Below are 17,594 nucleotides of genomic sequence, written 5' to 3'. Positions count from 1 at the left end.
GTAGCGACAGCTTGTCGCGTAAATGCATGCGTCTAATCTTGCCTAACATTTCCATGGTGATCACCTTATATCTCCTGCCTAAAAATTAGACAGGACAAGTAGAACACCTGGGTCAATTTTGAATCAGTACTATGCCCTTTGCTGGGTCAATTTTCGGTCAGCCGCAACAGTGTCACTCTCATAAAGTTTTCATGCGATTTTCTGTTTACCAAGAAACCAAGATTGGCGGCCGCAAGGTCAACCAAGACCGCATGGGCTACAGTTTCACGCGCGATGCCTTGCTGTTGTTGCTGACCGACGGCATGGGCGGGCATTTGCACGGTGAGATCGCCGCCAATATCGCGATGCAAACGATCGGTTCCTTGTTCCAGAAAAATGCTCAGCCATACATCAAGAAGCCTGAGCGATTTCTGGAAGATGCAATCTACGCAGCCCACATGGAAATCCATCGTTACCGCGATGTTCACAAGTTGTCGGAAACCCCTCGCACCACGGTCGTGGCCTGCCTGGTCCAGCACAACAGCGCGTTTTGGGCGCATTGCGGCGATTCTCGCCTGTACTGGATGCGTGACGGCCAGATTCTGGCGCGCACCCGCGATCACTCGCGCATCGAGAGTCTGATCGCTCAGGGCAAAGCCGATCCCTCTGAACGCGCCACCCATCCGGATCGCAACAAACTATTCAACTGCCTTGGCGCCACCAATATGCCGATTGTCGAGTTGTCGCGGCGGGTTAGCTTGCAAGCCGGCGATGTCGTTCTGCTGTGTTCCGACGGCTTGTGGTCGATGCTGCCGGACCATGTGCTGGCAAAGCACCTGCAAACCAGTACCATTGTGCGGGCGGTGCCGGAGCTAGTTAGCACTGCGCTAGCGATTGCGGGTAAAAGTAGCGATAATGTTACCGCTTTGGCAATGGCCTGGGGTAGCGATCCGAATATGGATGACTCATCCTCCTCGGTTGTCACCCATACCTTGCCGATTGGCAGCATGACCACTACTATTCAGGCGCCGCGCCTGAGAACCTCAGATGCCGCGGACGGCTTTACCGATGCCGATATCGAAAGGGCGATCGCTGAAATTCGCGGTGCGATTGAGAAAAATATTTAAAATATTTGCCGGATATCCGCCAGATTGAGTCGGGTTTTTGCCAATCCACGGCTTGGCTACCGAATAAAGTAAATGACTCCAAGGTTACTTTCGAGCCGTGCGCACCCAACCTGTATGAAACACATTGAAATTGAAACACATTGAAATTTAAGGAATACATTGAACATGCTCACGATTACCCGTCCCAGCGGCCGCGCCGCTGATGCCTTGCGCACGGTGCGCCTGACCCGCAATTACACCAAGCATGCCGAAGGATCGGTGCTGCTAGAGTTTGGCGATACCAAGGTAATCTGCACCGCCAGTCTGGAAGAAAAGGTTCCTGGTTTCCTGAAGGGCAAAGGCCAAGGTTGGCTGACCGCCGAGTACGGCATGCTGCCGCGTTCGACCAACACGCGCATGGATCGTGAAGCCGCGCGCGGCAAGCAATCCGGTCGTACTCAGGAAATCCAGCGCCTGATCGGCCGCTCCTTGCGGGCCGCTTTCGATCTGCAGGCGTTCGGCGAGCGCACCCTGCATCTGGATTGCGACGTCATCCAGGCCGACGGCGGCACGCGCACTGCATCCATCACCGGCGCCATGGTTGCTGCTTACGATGCCTTTGTAAAACTGCAGGACAGCAAGGCGATTGCGGCGATTCCGTTAAAGCACTTCGTGGCCGCTATTTCAGTGGGCGTCTACCAGGGAACTCCTGTGTTGGATCTGGATTATGTTGAGGATTCGGGTTGCGATACTGACATGAACGTGGTCATGACCGATGCCGGTCATTTCATTGAAGTGCAGGGGACAGCCGAAGGCATGGCCTTTGATCGCCCGACGTTGAACAGCCTGTTGGATCTGGCGCAGGGCGGTATCGGCGCATTGATCCAGTTGCAGAAACAAGCATTGGGTCTGACTTCCTGAGGCGTAGGGTGGGGCCCGATGCCGCGGGCGCCCGGATTGATCGATTCGTTTAACCCGCGGGCGAGAAGGCATGTCCACCCTGCATACAGCATCGATGGCGTCTGCAAGCGCTATAATTCGGCTTATGTATATCGATTCCCATTGCCATATCAATTTTCCGGAGTTGTCCGCCAGGATGCCGGAAGTTCTCGCCAAGATGGCGCAAAATCAAGTCACCCATGCGTTGTGCGTATCGGTCGATTTGCCTGATTTCCCGCAAGTGCTGGAGCTGGCCGAGACCTATCCGCACATCTACGCCTCGGTCGGCGTGCATCCGGATTATGAAGACACGCCAGAACCCAGCGTCGATGACCTGATTCGTCTGGCAGATCATCCTAAAATCATTGCCATCGGCGAAACCGGGCTTGACTACTATCGTCTGCAGGGCCATCTGGAATGGCAGCGCGAACGTTTCCGCCGCCACATCCGGGCTTCGCGCGCGACCGGCAAACCGCTAATCATCCATACACGCGCCGCATCCGCAGACACTATACGCATCATGCAAGAAGAGGGCGCTGGCACCAATGCCGGCGGTGCCGGTGGTGTGATGCACTGCTTTACCGAATCGCTGGCAGTGGCTGAAGCGGCCATCGCGATGGGTTTTTATATTTCGTTTTCCGGCATCGTCACTTTCAAGAGCGCCAAGGAATTGCAGGCGGTGGCGCTGGCGGTGCCGCTCAGCAGCACCCTGATCGAAACCGATTCGCCTTATCTGGCCCCGGTACCGCATCGCGGCAAGATGAACGAGCCGGGTTGGGTCATGCATGTCGGCGAATTTCTGGCCAATCTGAAGGGTGTCCCGGCGGCCCAAGTCGCACAGCAGACAACCGATAATTTTTTTACCTTGTTCAAACTGGCGAAGGATCAGGCGCATGGCTAAGCTGCAAAGTCGTTCCGGTTCGGCGGCGTTATTTTCTCTGATACTGCTGTTGGCGCTGGCATGCTTGCCGTCTCTCGGGCGTGCGGATAATGTCTCGGATGCGTTTTTCAAAGCAGTCAGATTGGATGGCCAGCGTGAGATAAAGAGCTTGCTGGCAAAGGGCGTTAATCCTAACCTGATCGACAAGCAGCGCGGCGAAACCGGGCTGATGGTGGCGTTGCAGGAAGACTCAATGAAAGTCTTCGGCCTGCCTCTCAACGCACGCGGGGTCGATCTCAACCTGCGCGCGCAATGGCGATACGGCACCGATGATTGCTGCGTACAAGGGTAACGTCGCGGCGGTCAAAGCATTGCTGGACAAGGAAGCCGAGCCTAACAATACCGGCTGGACCGCGTTGCACTATGCGGCTGCAATCGGTAATGATGAAATCGTCCAGATGCTGCTCGACGCCTCGGCTTATATTGATGCCGGATCGCCCAACAACACGACGCCGATCATGATGGCGGCGCGCGCCGGCAAGATCATGACGGTCAAACTGCTACTCGACAGCGGCGCCGATGTTACCTTGAAAAACGATCTCGGCATGAGCGCCATTGATCTGGCACGCAAATTCGATCATAACGATATCGCCGACGGCTTGACCAGCCGTCTCAAGCAGGCCGGCAAGCTATAACGTCAGAGTTTGGTGAGGATGTTGCGGCCCGACATCCTTGATATCTTTGTTACCGGTCAGCGCCATGCTGACATCGAGTTCCTGTTGCAGTATTTGCAGCATTCTGGTGACCCCGGCTTCACCCATCGCACCCAGGCTGTACAAAAAGGCACGGCCTATCATGGTCCCCTTGGCGCCCAGTGCGACTGCCTTCAATACATCCTGGCCGGAGCGGATGCCGCCATCGAACCAGACTTCGATCTGATCGCCGACTGCGTCGACAATTGCCGGCAACGCCGATATTGACGACGCTGCGCCATCCAACTGGCGTCCGCCGTGATTGCTGACGACGATGGCGTCGGCGCCGGTCGTTGCGGCGATCTTGGCGTCTTCGACATCGAGGATGCCTTTCAGAATCAGCTTGCCGCCCCATTGTTCCTTGATCCAGGCGATGTCGTCCCAGCACAGGGTCGGGTCGAATTGGCTGGCGGTCCATTTGCTCAGGGTCATGATGCCATCGGCCCCCTTGACGTGGCCGGCCAGGTTGCCGAACGATTTGCGGCCGCCGAGTGCACGCAAGGCCCAGCCCGGCTTGGAGGCGAGGTCGATGAGGTTGGCCAGCGTCATCTTCGGCGGCACCGACATACCATTCTTCAGGTCTTTGTGGCGTTGTCCGAGGATCTGCAGATCCAGCGTCAGCACCAGCGCCGAGCACTTGGCGGCCTTGGCGCGTTCAATCAGCGATTTGATGAGGCCGCGGTCGCGCATTACATACAACTGAAACCAGAACGGTTTGCTGGTGACGCTGGCGACATCCTCGATCGAACAGATGCTCATGGTCGACAAGGTAAACGGGATGCCAAATTTTTCGGCAGCGATGGCGCCCAGCATTTCACCGTTGGCCCATTGCATGCCGGTCAGGCCGGTCGGTGCAATCGCCACCGGCATTGCAACATCTTGGCCAATCATGGTGCTGCGGGTCGAACGCTGGTCGACATTGATGGCAACCCGTTGCCGCAATTTCAGCGCAGCCAGGTCGTCGCTGTTGGCGCGGTAGGTCGATTCGGTGTAGGAGCCGCTGTCGGCATAGTCGTAGAAGGCTTTGGGCACGCGCTTTTTGGCTAGTACGCGCAGATCTTCCACGCAAGTAATTACAGACATAGGGCTCTCCGCTGATTGTTGTCAGATATCGTTAAGCCGCTATATTAGAGGAAAACAACGCTGGCGCAGAGGAAATCAATCGATGTCTGGCATGAAGCTTTTTCAAGCAAAGGCAGCGCCGTGCCGGCATCGGCCGCACCGGAGCTGATCAGGCAATTAGCGTAACTGCTTGATCAGTTCCTGTGCCGCCAGTTTGCCGCTGCGCACCGCCGCTTCCAGCGTTGCCGGGTACTCGCTGGCGGTATAGTCGCCAGCCAACAGCAATCTTTCCAGGCCGCTGTCGTTGGTTGGCCGTGCAAGAGCCGGTGTGCAGGCGAAGGCGGCGCGTTTTTCTGAAATCACGCGGCTCCAGATTGGCGATGCCAAGTGCGGTTGTTTGAAGGCCGAGGCAAGTTGGGCGGCGACAGCCTGCGCCAGCGCTTGGTGACCACTCTGAATGGCGTCCGACGAAGCACTGATCACGACTGCCAGCAAGCCGGCCTGAGCCGGATCAAGCTGGCCGCGATCAAACACAAACTGGCCCCATGCGGGGACGTCGCTCGGTGTCGTTGCTGCTGGTGTATCGATCAGTGCGAAGAGCGGGTGCGGCAAACGTGTTGCGTTTGTATATTGCAAGTAACAGGTGGTAATCGGCTCGTAGTCAAAATTGCGTAGCTGTGCGACCAGTGTTGCATCGGCGATACCGGTCAGCAGGCCGGCTGCGCTCTCCGGTGGGGTAGCGATGATCACCGCGTCGAAATCGAGGCGGGCATCGCTGCTGTCGAGTTGCCAGTGTGCGCCGTGGCGTCGCAATTGCCGGATGCTGCAGCCAGATTCCAGATTGCCGCCCCGCTCTTCAATGAATGCCGCTGCTTGTTGCGGATACAGGCTGCTCAGGTCAAGCCGTGGCAGCAGCATATCCGATGCGCTGCGCCTGGCGCCCAGGCTGTCGCGCAATACCGCCAGGAAGACTTGGGCCGAAGCCTGTTCCGGGCGGGTATTGAGCGCGGCGATACACAGCGGGCGCCACAGCAACCGGATCAGGCGATCGGTCTGATCGAATCGTTCCAGCAAGATACTGACGCTGCAGTCGTCGTGCAATTGCCAGCCCATCCAGCGTGCCGCCGAGGAGAAACGCGCCAACGCCAGTTTGTCCTCGCGCTTCAGTCCATTCGCGCGCCACAGCGCTAATAATAAATGTAACGGTGCCGGCAGGCGCGGCGCGACAAAGGTCATGCCGCCGCTCTCGGCCGGGTAGCACATTTGTAAAGGCAGGCGCAGCATCGCGGCGGCAGGATCGATGCCAACCTTGCGCATCATGCGCAGGCTGTCTGTGTAGGCGCCGAGCAGGATGTGCTGACCGTTGTCGAGCGTCAGTTCATTGATGTCGACCCGGCGCGCGCGGCCGCCAAGCTGGCGGCTGGCTTCGAACAAGGTCACCTGGTGGCCGGCCGCGGTCAGTTCGACTGCGGCGGTGCAGCCGGCCCAGCCGGCGCCAATTACCGCAACCTGTTGCGTGTTAGGGCCATTGGATCTGTTCCGCGAATAAGCGGGCGCGTCATTGCCGCACACGCAGGCATCCATTTGGATCGCTAAACCGCATCCCCATGCGCGCGGGGATGACGGCGTTTGCATGCGCAGATTAACCGCGCACATAAGTTTTCCAGGCCAGCCATAATTTGCGGATCGGCGTCAGCGAGATACGCTGGTTAAGCACATGGAAACCATCGCGCTCGATTTCACCTAGCAGAGCGCGATAGATAGCCGCCATCATCAGTCCCGGGCGCTGCGCGCGCCGGTCTTGTTTGGGCAGCAAGGCAAAAGCTTGGTCGTAGGCTTGCTGTGCACGCGCTACCTGGAAACGCATCAGGTTGACGAAATTGTCGCTGTAACGGCCATTCAGGATGTCGGCGGCACTGACGTTAAATTGTTGCAGTTCATTGACCGGCAGGTAGATGCGCCCCTTGCGGCCATCTTCTCCGACATCGCGGATGATGTTGGTCAGTTGAAAAGCGAGGCCAAGTTGTTCGGCGAATTGCAAGGTCTGCGGCTGGCTCACGCCGAAGATACTGGCCGACAGGATGCCGACCACGCCGGCAACATGCCAGCAATATTGTTTGAGGCCGGGATAGTCGAGGTAGCGGGTCTGGTTCAAATCCATTTCCATGCCGTCGATAATCGCCTGCAGATGCTTGCCGTCCAGCCCATAGGTCAGCAGATGCGGTTGCAGCGCTAGCGTTACTGGGTGGGTCGGGCTACCGGCTAGCATCGCGGCGATTTCCTTGCGCCACCACATCAGCTTGGCGCGGGCTACGCTGTCGTCTGTGCAATCGTCTACTGTGTCGTCGACCTCGCGGCAAAACGCATACAGCGCAGTGATGGCGCGACGGCGCTCGACAGGCAAGAACAGGAAGCTGTAATAAAAGCTGGAGCCACTTTTGGCGGCTTTTTGTTGGCAGTAATCGTCTGGTGACATGAGTGTTGAAATAATAACAGTGAGCGATGACAGTAGGCGATAACGGTACAAAGCAGGCGGTCGCGAAACCTGAAAATACAACTGGCCCGAAGTATACGTAAGAAATCGAGTTTGCTCCTCGAAGTATCCGGATTTATTCTTCTTTCATGGTCTCTGGGGGATGCTTCTGCAAGCCTGGATCTGCTGCTTGTTTCATCTCATCCGCAGCGCGCGCCAGGCCAGCAACAACCAATCCATTTTGTTTAACTTGGGCCGATGGCGGAACATGTCGTACTGACTCGCCTCTAGTTTTTCCAGTATGCGTAAGCCGCCTTGAATCACTAGCCTTAATTCCCAGCCGATCCGCCCCGGCAAGCGCAGGGCTAACGGCGCGGCGGCGCTCATCATGCTGCGTGCGCGTTGTACTTGGAACGCCATCAAGCGTTGCCAGTCGGGGTTTGCCGTGCCGTTGGTGATCTGCGATTCCGACACGCCGAAACGTTGCAAGTCGTCGAGCGGCAGGTATATTCTCGCTTTTTGCCAGTCTACGGCAACGTCTTGCCAGAAGTTAATCAACTGCAACGCGGAACAAATAGCGTCCGAATCCCGCACGTTTTGTGCGCTCGCCTGGCCGTATAAATGCAACATCAGTGATCCCACCGGATTGGCCGAGCGTCGACAATAATCCAGCAGTTCGTTGAACTGCCGGTAGCGGGTTGTCACCACATCCTGCTTGAAGGCCGATAGTAAGTCGTAAAACGGCTGCAGCGGCAAATCGTAGGCGACGATGGTTTGTTCGAGGGCCTGGAACAGCAGGTCTTCTGAGGGGATTTTCTTTTCGATTCGCTCCAGTGCTGTTTCAAATGCCTGTAACTGCTGCAAACGCTGCTCTGCGCTGGCATTGCCTTCGTCGGCAATGTCGTCGGCAGTGCGGGCAAATGCGTAAATCGCTTGCACTGCGGGGCGCAGGCGAGCCGGAAGTAGCACGGAGGCGACGGGAAAATTTTCGTAATGGTCAATGGACATCAGGGCTTTAGCTCAGGCGTGACAGGGTGAGGGGGTGGCGTTTTGTTAATTTGTTGAATATAAAAAGCCTTGGTCAAACTTGATGTGTCGCAATTATAATTAATGACCTGAGAGTTATTAATTTCTGGCTTAATGCGACTTCGATGATGTAAATGAGCGCGAGTGCAAATCACAGCGCGACCAGGTTTAATCTTGTTGCTCGGCTAATAGAAAAAGCCCTGGAGATCGATGACAATGAGCAAACCAACGACAGCTCCGAATAGTAAAGGAAAAACCATGCTGGCCCAGATAATTCAGCGTCAGGTTGCGCAATGCGGGGGAGTCGCGCATGGTTGGCGCATGTTGTTGATGTGTTCTTTGCTGTTGTTGGCGGCATGTTCCAAAAAATCGGAAAAATCTGAAGATATTCGTCCTGTCAGAATTATGGTGTTGAGTCCAGCCAACGCCGATGTCACCTTTGAATTTCCCGGTGCGGTCCAGACACGCTATGAGTCGCAGCTGGGTTTTAGAGTTGGCGGCAAGATTATCGCCCGTCAGGTGGATGTCGGTACGCAGGTGAGGCGCGGTCAGGTCCTCATGCGAATCGATCCGAAAGATCTGCAACTGTCGCAGGCGCAGGCGGCGGCAGCGCTGAGCTCTGCGCTTAGCAGTCGTGATTTGGCCAAGGCCGATCTGAAGCGTTATCAGGAGTTGCGCGACAAGAATTTCGTCAGTCAGGCCGTGCTCGATTCAAAGGATACGGCCTTCAAAGCAGCGCAGGCGGCTTTCGAGCAAGCCGAGGCAGCGTTCAAGGCGCAATCAAATCAGACCGCCTATGCCACGCTGGAGTCGGACGTTGACGGCGTGGTCACCGCGATCAGCGCAGAGGCTGGGCAAGTGGTGGCGGCCGGTACGCCGGTGGTTAGCGTGGCGCGCCAGGGCGCCAAAGAAATCGTAGTAGGCGTGCCCGAGAATCAGGTCGATATCTTGCGCGCCAGCCGCGATGTGCTGGTCCACTTGTGGGCAGATCCGCAGCGAGTCATTCATGGCACCGTGCGCGAAGTCTCACCGATTGCCGATCCGCTGACGCGCACCTACGCAATCAAGATTGCGATCCCGGACGATACGCCGCATGTCAAGTTGGGTATGACTGCCTATGCCGTCTTTGTCACCAAGACCAGTGACGACGCAATCCAGGTTCCTCTGACGGCATTGTTGCGGGTCCACGATCGCAGCGCGGTGTGGCTGGTTGAGCATGGCACAGTGCGTCAGGTCACGGTACAGGTCGTCGGGCAGCAAGGCAATGATGTGTTGATTCACGGGGCGTTGAGCGGTGGTCAGCAGGTCGTCACTGCCGGTGTCAATCAACTCAAGCCTGGCCAGGCGGTAAGTATTTTAAATCCCGTGCAAGCGGGCACGCCTGCCGACAGCGTTCAGGCAAGTCCGCCAATGGCGTCAACTATTGCCCCGGCTGCAGCGGCTTCACAGGTTGCACCGGCACCGAGTGGAGCCGCGCGATGAGCGACGGCAAGAGGAGAGGTTTCAATCTGTCGCGCTGGGCGCTCGAACACATGCCCCTGACGCGTTATCTGATGGTGGTGCTGGTGATTGGCGGCATCATGAGTTACGGCCGCCTCGGTCAGGATGAGGATCCGCCGTTTACGTTCCGGGCGATGGTGGTGTCGGCCCAATGGCCCGGTGCTACGGCGTTACAAATGGCTGACCAGGTTACCGATAAGCTGGAAAAAAAGCTTCAGGAAACGCCACATGTCGATACTATTCGCAGTTATTCCAAGCCGGGTGAAACGCTGATCATTCTGGCATTGCAGGAATCGGCTTCGCCAAAGGAAACGACGGATGCCTGGTATCAGGTCCGTAAAAAAATCAACGACATCAAACTGACTCTGCCGCAGGGCGTGCTGGGGCCATTCTTTAACGATGAATTCGGCGAAACCTACGGCTCCATCTTCGCGCTATCTGGCGACGGTTTCAATTATGCCGATGTCAAGGACTATGCCGATTTCGTTCGCCAGCAGTTGCTGACGCTACCTTCCGTGGCCAAGGTGGATTTGTTCGGCGTGCAGGACGAAAAGATTTTCATCGAATTCTCGCAAAAGAAATTTTCGCAGCTTGGCATCACGGTGCAAGATATCGTCAATCAGTTGACAGCACAAAATGCGCTGCAATCGACCGGTGTGCTGGCGACATCGAGCGACAACCTGCAAATTCGTGTGAGCGGCGCGCTGGCTACGCCGAAGGATCTGGAAAACCTGCAGCTACGGGCTAACAACACCACCTTTCGGCTTGGTGATTTCGCCATCATCAAGCGCGAATATCAAGACCCGCCGCAAACCAAGATGCGCTTTAATGGCAAGGAGGTAATCGGCCTTGGCGTATCGATGGTGAAGGGCGGCGACATCATAGCGCTCGGTAAGGACATGCAACACATAAGTGCCGAGATCAAGGCCAAGCTGCCGGTTGGAATCGATCTGGAGCGCGTCTCCAATCAGCCGCAGATCGTCGCCGAATCGGTTAACGAATTCCTCAAGACCCTGATGGAAGCGGTGCTGATCGTGTTGGCAGTGAGTTTTCTGTCGCTCGGTTTTCATACCAAGCCGTTGCGCATCGACGTCCGCCCCGGTCTGGTGGTGGCGTTGACAATTCCGCTGGTGCTGTCGATTACCTTCCTGTTCATGAATATCTTCGGCATAGACCTGCACAAGATATCTCTCGGCGCGCTGATCATCGCGCTCGGGTTGCTGGTCGACGACGCCATCATCGCAGTCGAGATGATGGTGCGCAAGATGGAAGAAGGGCTATCGCGGATTGATGCCGCGACGTTCGCCTACACGTCGACAGCGATGCCGATGTTGACTGGCACATTGATTACCGCAGCCGGCTTTTTACCGATCGGTCTGGCCAAGTCGGCTGCCGGTGAATATACCTTTTCGATGTTTTCGGTAAATGCGTTGGCGCTGTTGATTTCATGGGTGGTCGCGGTGGTGTTTACGCCGTATATCGGCTTCCTGTTGTTAAAAATCAAGCCGGCAGCCGGTGCCGACGGGCTGCACGAGCTGTTCGACACGCCGTTTTATACCAGGGTTCGGCGGGCCGTGAACTGGTGCGTAGAGTGGCGCAAGACGACTATCGGCCTGACCTTGCTGGTGTTTGCGGCGGGCGTATTTGGCTTCAAATTCATCGAGCAGCAGTTCTTCCCCGATTCCAGCCGGCCTGAGTTGATGATCGAATTGTGGCTGCCGGAAGGCTCTTCGTTCGCCGCCACGGAAGCGCAGGCCAAAAAATTTGAGGCTTATATTCATGGCGCCGCGGGAGTGGAGAGCGTGACCACCTATGTCGGCAGCGGAAGTCCGCGTTTCTATCTGCCGTTGGACCAGATACTGCCGCAAACCAACGTCGCGCAAGTTGTACTGCAAACCCAAAGTCTAACCCACCGTGATGCGTTGCGTTTAAAGATATCGGATATTTTTAAACATGATTTTCCCGAGGTGCGTGGCCGCGTCAAATTATTGCCGAGCGGCCCGCCGGTGCCGTATGCGGTGCAGTTCCGCGTCACCGGTACCGATGCCGCCAAGGTGCGACAGATTGCCGATCAGGTCAAGGGCGTGATGAACGCCAATCCGAATATCACAGGACTTAACGACAACTGGAACGAATCCGTCAAGGTGCTGCGGATCGATCTTGATCAGGATAAATTACGCGCGCTAGGGATAGGTTCACAAACAGTGATGCAAACCGTGAACACCTTGTTGACCGGTACCACCATCGGCCAATACCGCGAACATGACCGTCTGATCGATATTTTGGTGCGCCAGCCGCTCGACGAACGAGGAACGATTGAAGCGCTCAATCAGGCGAATGTGCCCATCGCTGGCGGCAAGTCGGTGCCGTTATCGCAAATCGCCACTGTCAAGTTGGCGTGGGAGCCTGGCGTGGTGTGGCGCGAGTGGCGTAACTGGGCGATTACAGTGCAGGCCGATGTGATTGACGGCGTGCAAGGGCCGACCGTGACCGACCAGATCAATCCGCAGCTCGACAAGATCCGTGCGCAACTGCCGCCAGGCTATCTTATTGATGTCGCCGGTGCCGCGCATGACAGTGGCAAAGCCCAGGATTCGATTGCCGCCAATGTGCCGCTGGTAATTTTCATCATTTTCACTTTGCTGATGCTGCAATTGCATAGCTTCTCGCGCTCGCTGCTGGTGTTTCTGACCGGGCCGCTGGGGATTGCCGGGGCGGCAGCCGCGCTGCTGATCCTGCATCGGCCTTTCGGCTTCGTAGCGCAGCTTGGCGTGATTGCGCTGTTTGGCATGATCATTCGTAACTCGGTGATTCTGATCGATCAGATCGAGCACGACATCGCCGCCGGCACTGCACCTTGGAATGCCATCGTCGAATCCGCAGTGCGGCGCTGCCGGCCGATCATGCTGACCGCGGCAGCGGCAGTGCTGGCGATGATCCCATTGTCGCGCTCGGTGTTCTGGGCGCCAATGGCAGTGGCCATCATGGGCGGCCTGATCGTTGCCACCGGACTCACTCTGCTGTTCCTGCCGGCGCTGTATGCTGCCTGGTTCCGTGTCAAGAGGCCGTAATTGATGGACGTTTTGACAGACGTTTAACCCGTCACCGTAAATTTTACGTAAAAATGTTAAGCCCTCTCGCCATATTCGACAGCTTGCAGTAAAATGGCAGGCTGTTCAATCTTGCTGTACAGGATTGGCCAGAAAATGCTTCAAATGCGACCGTGGCGAAATTGGTAGACGCAACAGGTTTAGGTCCTGTCGAGAGCAATCTTGTGGAGGTTCGAGTCCTCTCGGTCGCACCAGCTGTGGGTATGATTGTCGCCCTGCTGAAATATGATAAGAACCCTCTTCTGTGGAGGGGTTTTTTACGCCTGTTGCTTTTGCAAGGTCGCGAAATACAGGGCCATGAAATATCGGACCACGAAATATAAATAAGGCCACTAAATGATCGGCAGCGGGCGGGTTCTTCGGCATACAATCAAGCTTCTAATTCTAGGAGCAAGCATGCATAAAAAGTCCTTGGCGGTGTTCGCGTTATTTGGATTTTCCGTAATCGTAACGGATGTGGTGCAAGCGGCATCGGAGCAGGTCGGCGAGGTGAGTACTGCATTTCGTTGGGTCGGCCGTAATGATCGGGTTGTGGTGGAGGCCTATGACGATCCCAAGGTGCGTGGCATTACTTGCTACGTGTCGCGAGCGCGCACCGGGGGCGTCAAAGGCACGGTGGGTTTGGCCGAGGATCGCGCGGAAGCCTCGATCGCCTGCCGCCAAGTGGCCGCCAGCCTGCAATTCGTCGACAAGCTACCGCTCCAAGAAGATGTCTTCACCGAACGCATGTCGGTACTGTTCAAGCGGCTGCATATTGTGCGGCTGGTCGATCCAAAGCGTAATACACTGGTCTACCTGACTTATTCGGATAAATTAGTGGATGGCAGTCCGCAAAACAGCGTTACAGCGGTGCCGGTTTCGGTAGCGAGTCCGATTCCGCTCAGATAAGCTGACTTAATACGACTGGCGTATGACGCGTTTTGGCGCAAGTAGCTCTTTTGCGTATAGAATATCGGACTTTAGCGCGACAGGGGTAGGATGAAAATGGCAACATTTCACCACTCCGGGCACCAGTAATCCCGGCTTGCCGGGACGATTGAGTGGCTCGGCTTATCCTGGTCGCACCACGGAATTTTTAATTTTTGGACGATCCACATGGCAACTGCAGTCGAAACTCTGGATAAACTTGAACGCCGCCTTACCCTCACTATCGCTATGAGCGAAGTGCAAACCGAAGTCGAGAAGCGCCTGAAGGTTCGCGCTCGCACGGCGAAAGCCCCAGGCTTCCGCCCAGGCAAAGTGCCGATGAAGATGGTCGCTGCACAGTACGGTTATCAGGTCGAAACCGAAGTGCTGAACGACAAAGTCGGCAGCGCATTCAACACTGCCGCCACCGAAAACAACCTGCGCGTTGCCGGTTACCCGAAGATCGAGCCGAAGAACAGCGAAGGCGTGGCTGAAGGCACCTTGGCATTTGACTCCACTTTCGAAGTCTACCCAGAAGTCAAGATTGGCGATCTGACCAGCGTTGAAGTAGAAAAGACCAAAGCTAAAGTCAGCGATACTGAAATCGACAAGACTATCGATATCCTGCGCAAGCAGCGTGTGCACTACCACGTCAAGGGCGAGCAAGGCGCGCACGGCGATGGCGGCGGCGATCTGTCGGCGCAGAATGGCGACCGCGTGACTGTCGATTTCGTCGGCAAAATTGATGGCGTTGAGTTCCAGGGCGGCAAGGCTGACGACTACGCCTACGTGTTGGGCGAAGGCCGCATGCTGCCTGAGTTTGAAAACGCCACCATCGGCTTGAAAGTTGGCGAATCCAAGACTTTTGATCTGGCTTTCCCTGCCGACTACCATGGCAAGGACGTTGCCGGCAAGACTGCTGAATTCACCATCACCCTCAAGAAGCTGGAGTGGGCCCATCTGCCGGAAGTCGATGCTGAATTTGCCAAATCGCTGGGTATCGAAGATGGCGATCTGACCAAGATGCGTGCTGATATCAAGCTCAACCTGGAGCGTGAAGTCGGTTCCCGCGTTAAGGCCAAGAACAAGGATAGCGTGATGGATGCGCTGATCAAGGTCAGCGAACTGGATGTGCCAAAAGCACTGATCGAACAAGACGTTGAACGTCTGGTTGAAATGACCCGTCAAGACATGGCGCAACGCGGCATGAAGGTCAACGACATGCCGTTCCCGCCGGAGTTGTTCACAAGCCAGGCAGAGCGTCGCGTCCGCCTCGGTCTGATCCTGGCCGAAGTGGTCAAGGAAAACAAGCTGCAAGCCACGCCAGAACAAGTCAAGGCGCAAGTTGAAGACTTTGCCCAAAGTTACGAAGACCCACAACAAGTCCTGAAATACTATTTCAGCGATCGTCGCCGTCTGGCAGAAGTTGAAGCTCTTGTTTTGGAAGAAAACGTCGTCAACTACGTGTTGGGCAAATCGAAAGTGACCGAAAAGTCGGTTGCGTTCGATGAATTGATGAGCAACAACGGGCAACAGGCTTAATTAGTCTCGGTGTCGCGTCCGGTTTTCTCGGGCGCGACCAACAGGCCGATCTAGTTTTAGCGCTCTTCATAAGGAAAGATATGACAGGCTTTAATCGTAATTCGGCACTGGATACTGACATGCTCGGCATGGTGCCTATCGTGATTGAGCAAAGTGGTCGCGGTGAGCGTTCCTACGACATTTACTCGCGTTTGCTACGCGAGCGCATCATTTTCCTGGTGGGGCCGGTCAACGATCAGACCGCCAACCTGGTAGTGGCGCAATTGCTGTTCCTGGAAAGTGAAAATCCTGATAAGGATATTTCCTTGTATATCAATTCCCCAGGTGGCTCTGTCTCTGCCGGCATGGCGATTTTCGATACGATGCAGTTCATCAAACCGGAAGTCTCGACCTTGTGTACCGGTATGGCTGCTTCGATGGGAGCTTTCCTGCTGGCCGCTGGTGCCAAGGGCAAGCGCTTCTCGTTGCCGAATTCACGCATCATGATTCACCAGCCACTCGGCGGCGCGCAAGGGCAGGCTTCGGATATCGAGATCCAGGCACGCGAGATACTCTATCTGCGGGAGCGTCTCAACGCGATCCTGGCCGACAAGACCGGGCGTAGCATTGAACAGATCAGCAAGGACACCGATCGGGATAATTTCATGTCTGCCGATGCAGCAGTGGAATACGGCTTGATTGATAAAGTCCTGGCAACACGCGCTTGATTTTAGCGTATTGATAAAGACGCCCGGCCCCAAAAGGTACGGGCGTTTTGCTTTTTCGGAGGTATGGCGATCAATACGCGGCGGTGCCGGTGCTGATTGCCTTCTTATTTCCCGCAGATGTCGTATAGTCATGGGCAGTGTGTTTTATGTCTGCCTATCGTGACGAACGCCAATTTCGCAGGTAATATAAAATCAGTCTCCCCCATATAGCTTTACTTAAACTCTGCCTTTATGTCTGATAAAAAATCTTCCAGCGGCGAAAAACTGCTTTATTGCTCCTTCTGCGGCAAGAGCCAGCATGAGGTGAAAAAACTCATCGCCGGGCCGTCTGCATTCATCTGTGATGAATGTATCGATCTGTGCAACCACATCATTACCGATGAGGCTTCGAACGTAGAAACGCTGGAAGGTCAAAAATCGGAGTTGCCGATTCCGCAAGAGATTTGCGAGCTGCTCGATCAGTATGTGATCGGGCAAGAGCCGGCCAAGCGTATTTTGTCGGTGGCGGTCTACAACCACTACAAACGGCTCAAGCATCTTGGTAAGAAGGATGATGTCGAATTGGCAAAAAGCAACATTTTGCTGGTGGGCCCGACCGGCTCCGGCAAGACACTGCTGGCGCAGACCTTGGCGCGCATGTTGAACGTCCCTTTTGTCATCGCCGATGCCACCACCCTGACCGAAGCCGGTTACGTTGGTGAAGACGTCGAAAACATCATTCAGAAATTACTGCAAAATTGTAATTACGAAGTCGAAAAGGCGCAGCGCGGTATCGTTTATATCGATGAAATCGATAAAATCTCCCGTAAATCGGATAATCCTTCCATCACCCGCGACGTATCCGGCGAGGGGGTGCAGCAGGCGTTGCTGAAGTTGGTTGAGGGCACCATGGCTTCGGTACCTCCGCAAGGTGGTCGCAAGCATCCGAATCAGGATTTCGTGCAGATCGATACGACCAATATCCTGTTCATTTGCGGCGGAGCATTTGATGGCTTGGCCAAGATAATTTCAGATCGTTCTGAAAAGAGTGGCATTGGTTTCTCGGCAAGTGTGAAGAGCCAGAGTCAGCGCACCTCCAGCGAGGTGCTGCTGGATGCCGAGCCGGAAGACCTGACGCGTTTCGGCCTGATTCCTGAATTGGTCGGCCGCTTGCCGGTGATCGCAACATTGGCGGAATTGAATGAAGAGGCACTGATCGAGATACTGATTGCGCCCAAGAATGCGTTGGTCAAACAGTACTCTAAGCTGTTGCAGATGGAAGGTGCAGAGCTTGAAATCCGTCCTGCGGCGCTGCAGGCGATTGCTCGCAAAGCGTTGGCGCGCAAGACCGGCGCACGCGGTTTGCGCTCGATTCTGGAGCATGTATTGCTCGATGTTATGTACGATTTGCCAAGCCAGCAAAATGTCGCAAAGGTTGTGGTGGATGAAAACACCATCACCAGCGGCGCTAAGCCACTGTTGATTTACCATGAGCAACCTAAGGTATCGGGCGCGAAATAATTGTTGTGGTATTGCGTGCTGCCGATGATTTTTCTGCGGCAACCTGGCTTCCGGGCATGTTCTGAGCTTCCCTCGATTTTTCGTCTTCCAACAGGTGGCTTTTATGCCGCCT

15 protein-coding genes and 1 tRNA gene are annotated in these 17,594 nt (G+C 55.6%); 12 read left to right on the top strand and 4 right to left on the bottom strand.

Going from position 1 to position 17,594, the window contains the following annotated elements; translation table 11 throughout:
• Positions 1 to 191 precede the first annotated feature (191 nt).
• The 5 genes from ACIQ0R_RS04765 (at position 192) to ACIQ0R_RS04745 (ending at position 3,599) form a co-directional block, all read left to right on the top strand.
• On the top strand, positions 192 to 1,106 hold the full coding sequence (locus tag ACIQ0R_RS04765; RefSeq protein WP_395824288.1) for a PP2C family protein-serine/threonine phosphatase: 915 nt from the start codon (positions 192 to 194) through the stop codon (positions 1,104 to 1,106).
• Between the two features lie 165 nt (positions 1,107 to 1,271).
• Positions 1,272 to 2,006 (top strand): ribonuclease PH, encoded by a 735-nt coding sequence (gene rph, locus ACIQ0R_RS04760; RefSeq protein ID WP_395824285.1) that lies wholly within the window; start codon positions 1,272 to 1,274, stop codon positions 2,004 to 2,006.
• A gap of 124 nt (positions 2,007 to 2,130) precedes the next feature.
• Complete coding sequence (locus tag ACIQ0R_RS04755; RefSeq protein WP_395824282.1) at positions 2,131 to 2,925, top strand: TatD family hydrolase; 795 nt, start codon at positions 2,131 to 2,133, stop codon at positions 2,923 to 2,925.
• Positions 2,918 to 3,256: a hypothetical protein gene (locus ACIQ0R_RS04750; RefSeq protein WP_395824279.1), complete on the top strand. Its 339-nt coding sequence runs from the start codon at positions 2,918 to 2,920 to the stop codon at positions 3,254 to 3,256. Before ACIQ0R_RS04755 ends, ACIQ0R_RS04750 begins: the two co-directional genes overlap by 8 nt.
• On the top strand, positions 3,234 to 3,599 hold the full coding sequence (locus ACIQ0R_RS04745) for an ankyrin repeat domain-containing protein (protein WP_395824276.1): 366 nt from the start codon (positions 3,234 to 3,236) through the stop codon (positions 3,597 to 3,599). Before ACIQ0R_RS04750 ends, ACIQ0R_RS04745 begins: the two co-directional genes overlap by 23 nt.
• On the opposite strand, the gene ACIQ0R_RS04740 is transcribed toward ACIQ0R_RS04745, so the two are convergent.
• The 4 genes from ACIQ0R_RS04740 to hpnC all read right to left on the bottom strand — a co-directional run bounded on the left by ACIQ0R_RS04740 (position 3,594) and on the right by hpnC (position 8,199).
• Positions 3,594 to 4,739 (bottom strand): L-lactate dehydrogenase, encoded by a 1,146-nt coding sequence (locus ACIQ0R_RS04740; RefSeq protein WP_395824273.1) that lies wholly within the window; start codon positions 4,737 to 4,739, stop codon positions 3,594 to 3,596. The genes ACIQ0R_RS04745 and ACIQ0R_RS04740 overlap by 6 nt on opposite strands.
• Positions 4,740 to 4,895: 156 nt before the next feature.
• Positions 4,896 to 6,374: a hydroxysqualene dehydroxylase HpnE gene (hpnE, locus tag ACIQ0R_RS04735; protein ID WP_395824270.1), complete on the bottom strand. Its 1,479-nt coding sequence runs from the start codon at positions 6,372 to 6,374 to the stop codon at positions 4,896 to 4,898.
• Positions 6,361 to 7,194, bottom strand: a complete 834-nt coding sequence (gene hpnD / locus ACIQ0R_RS04730; RefSeq protein ID WP_395824267.1) for a presqualene diphosphate synthase HpnD — start codon at positions 7,192 to 7,194, stop codon at positions 6,361 to 6,363. Before hpnD ends, hpnE begins: the two co-directional genes overlap by 14 nt.
• Positions 7,195 to 7,386: 192 nt before the next feature.
• Positions 7,387 to 8,199 (bottom strand): squalene synthase HpnC, encoded by an 813-nt coding sequence (gene hpnC, locus ACIQ0R_RS04725; RefSeq protein WP_395824264.1) that lies wholly within the window; start codon positions 8,197 to 8,199, stop codon positions 7,387 to 7,389.
• A 276-nt stretch (positions 8,200 to 8,475) separates the two neighbouring features.
• On the opposite strand from hpnC, the gene ACIQ0R_RS04720 reads away from it, so the two are divergent.
• From ACIQ0R_RS04720 to clpX, 7 genes are all read left to right on the top strand, one after another.
• Positions 8,476 to 9,699, top strand: a complete 1,224-nt coding sequence (locus ACIQ0R_RS04720; protein ID WP_395824261.1) for an efflux RND transporter periplasmic adaptor subunit — start codon at positions 8,476 to 8,478, stop codon at positions 9,697 to 9,699.
• Positions 9,696 to 12,788 (top strand): efflux RND transporter permease subunit, encoded by a 3,093-nt coding sequence (locus ACIQ0R_RS04715; protein ID WP_395824258.1) that lies wholly within the window; start codon positions 9,696 to 9,698, stop codon positions 12,786 to 12,788. Before ACIQ0R_RS04720 ends, ACIQ0R_RS04715 begins: the two co-directional genes overlap by 4 nt.
• Before the next feature lie 146 nt (positions 12,789 to 12,934).
• Positions 12,935 to 13,021: transfer RNA gene (locus ACIQ0R_RS04710), tRNA-Leu, on the top strand.
• 202 nt (positions 13,022 to 13,223) lie between these two features.
• A complete protein-coding gene (locus ACIQ0R_RS04705) occupies positions 13,224 to 13,715 on the top strand; it encodes a CreA family protein (RefSeq protein ID WP_395824256.1) in 492 nt (163 codons plus the stop codon).
• Positions 13,716 to 13,922: 207 nt separating this feature from the next.
• Positions 13,923 to 15,275 carry a trigger factor gene (gene tig / locus ACIQ0R_RS04700; RefSeq protein ID WP_395824253.1) on the top strand — a complete coding sequence of 451 codons (1,353 nt, stop codon included), beginning with the start codon at positions 13,923 to 13,925 and terminating at the stop codon, positions 15,273 to 15,275.
• Between the two features lie 80 nt (positions 15,276 to 15,355).
• Positions 15,356 to 15,982 carry an ATP-dependent Clp endopeptidase proteolytic subunit ClpP gene (clpP, locus tag ACIQ0R_RS04695; RefSeq protein WP_395824249.1) on the top strand — a complete coding sequence of 209 codons (627 nt, stop codon included), beginning with the start codon at positions 15,356 to 15,358 and terminating at the stop codon, positions 15,980 to 15,982.
• 231 nt (positions 15,983 to 16,213) lie between these two features.
• Positions 16,214 to 17,482 (top strand): ATP-dependent Clp protease ATP-binding subunit ClpX, encoded by a 1,269-nt coding sequence (gene clpX / locus ACIQ0R_RS04690; RefSeq protein WP_395824246.1) that lies wholly within the window; start codon positions 16,214 to 16,216, stop codon positions 17,480 to 17,482.
• Positions 17,483 to 17,594: the final 112 nt, after the last annotated feature.

This window comes from Collimonas sp. (assembly GCF_044339385.1).
In the GTDB taxonomy this organism is placed as follows: Bacteria; Pseudomonadota; Gammaproteobacteria; order Burkholderiales; family Burkholderiaceae_D; genus Collimonas.
This window is presented reverse-complemented; position numbering and strand designations above follow the sequence as displayed.

Coding starts and splice junctions, on each gene's coding strand:
- ACIQ0R_RS04750 (WP_395824279.1), top strand. CDS start 2,918: ATGGCTAAGCTGCAAAGTCGTTCCGGTTCGGCGGCGTTATTTTCTCTG.
- hpnD (WP_395824267.1), bottom strand. CDS start 7,194: ATGTCACCAGACGATTACTGCCAACAAAAAGCCGCCAAAAGTGGCTCC.
- ACIQ0R_RS04720 (WP_395824261.1), top strand. CDS start 8,476: ATGCTGGCCCAGATAATTCAGCGTCAGGTTGCGCAATGCGGGGGAGTC.
- clpP (WP_395824249.1), top strand. CDS start 15,356: ATGACAGGCTTTAATCGTAATTCGGCACTGGATACTGACATGCTCGGC.
- hpnE (WP_395824270.1), bottom strand. CDS start 6,374: ATGTGCGCGGTTAATCTGCGCATGCAAACGCCGTCATCCCCGCGCGCA.
- ACIQ0R_RS04740 (WP_395824273.1), bottom strand. CDS start 4,739: ATGTCTGTAATTACTTGCGTGGAAGATCTGCGCGTACTAGCCAAAAAG.
- rph (WP_395824285.1), top strand. CDS start 1,272: ATGCTCACGATTACCCGTCCCAGCGGCCGCGCCGCTGATGCCTTGCGC.
- ACIQ0R_RS04755 (WP_395824282.1), top strand. CDS start 2,131: ATGTATATCGATTCCCATTGCCATATCAATTTTCCGGAGTTGTCCGCC.
- tig (WP_395824253.1), top strand. CDS start 13,923: ATGGCAACTGCAGTCGAAACTCTGGATAAACTTGAACGCCGCCTTACC.
- ACIQ0R_RS04745 (WP_395824276.1), top strand. CDS start 3,234: ATGATTGCTGCGTACAAGGGTAACGTCGCGGCGGTCAAAGCATTGCTG.
- clpX (WP_395824246.1), top strand. CDS start 16,214: ATGTCTGATAAAAAATCTTCCAGCGGCGAAAAACTGCTTTATTGCTCC.
- ACIQ0R_RS04765 (WP_395824288.1), top strand. CDS start 192: ATGCGATTTTCTGTTTACCAAGAAACCAAGATTGGCGGCCGCAAGGTC.
- ACIQ0R_RS04715 (WP_395824258.1), top strand. CDS start 9,696: ATGAGCGACGGCAAGAGGAGAGGTTTCAATCTGTCGCGCTGGGCGCTC.
- hpnC (WP_395824264.1), bottom strand. CDS start 8,199: ATGTCCATTGACCATTACGAAAATTTTCCCGTCGCCTCCGTGCTACTT.
- ACIQ0R_RS04705 (WP_395824256.1), top strand. CDS start 13,224: ATGCATAAAAAGTCCTTGGCGGTGTTCGCGTTATTTGGATTTTCCGTA.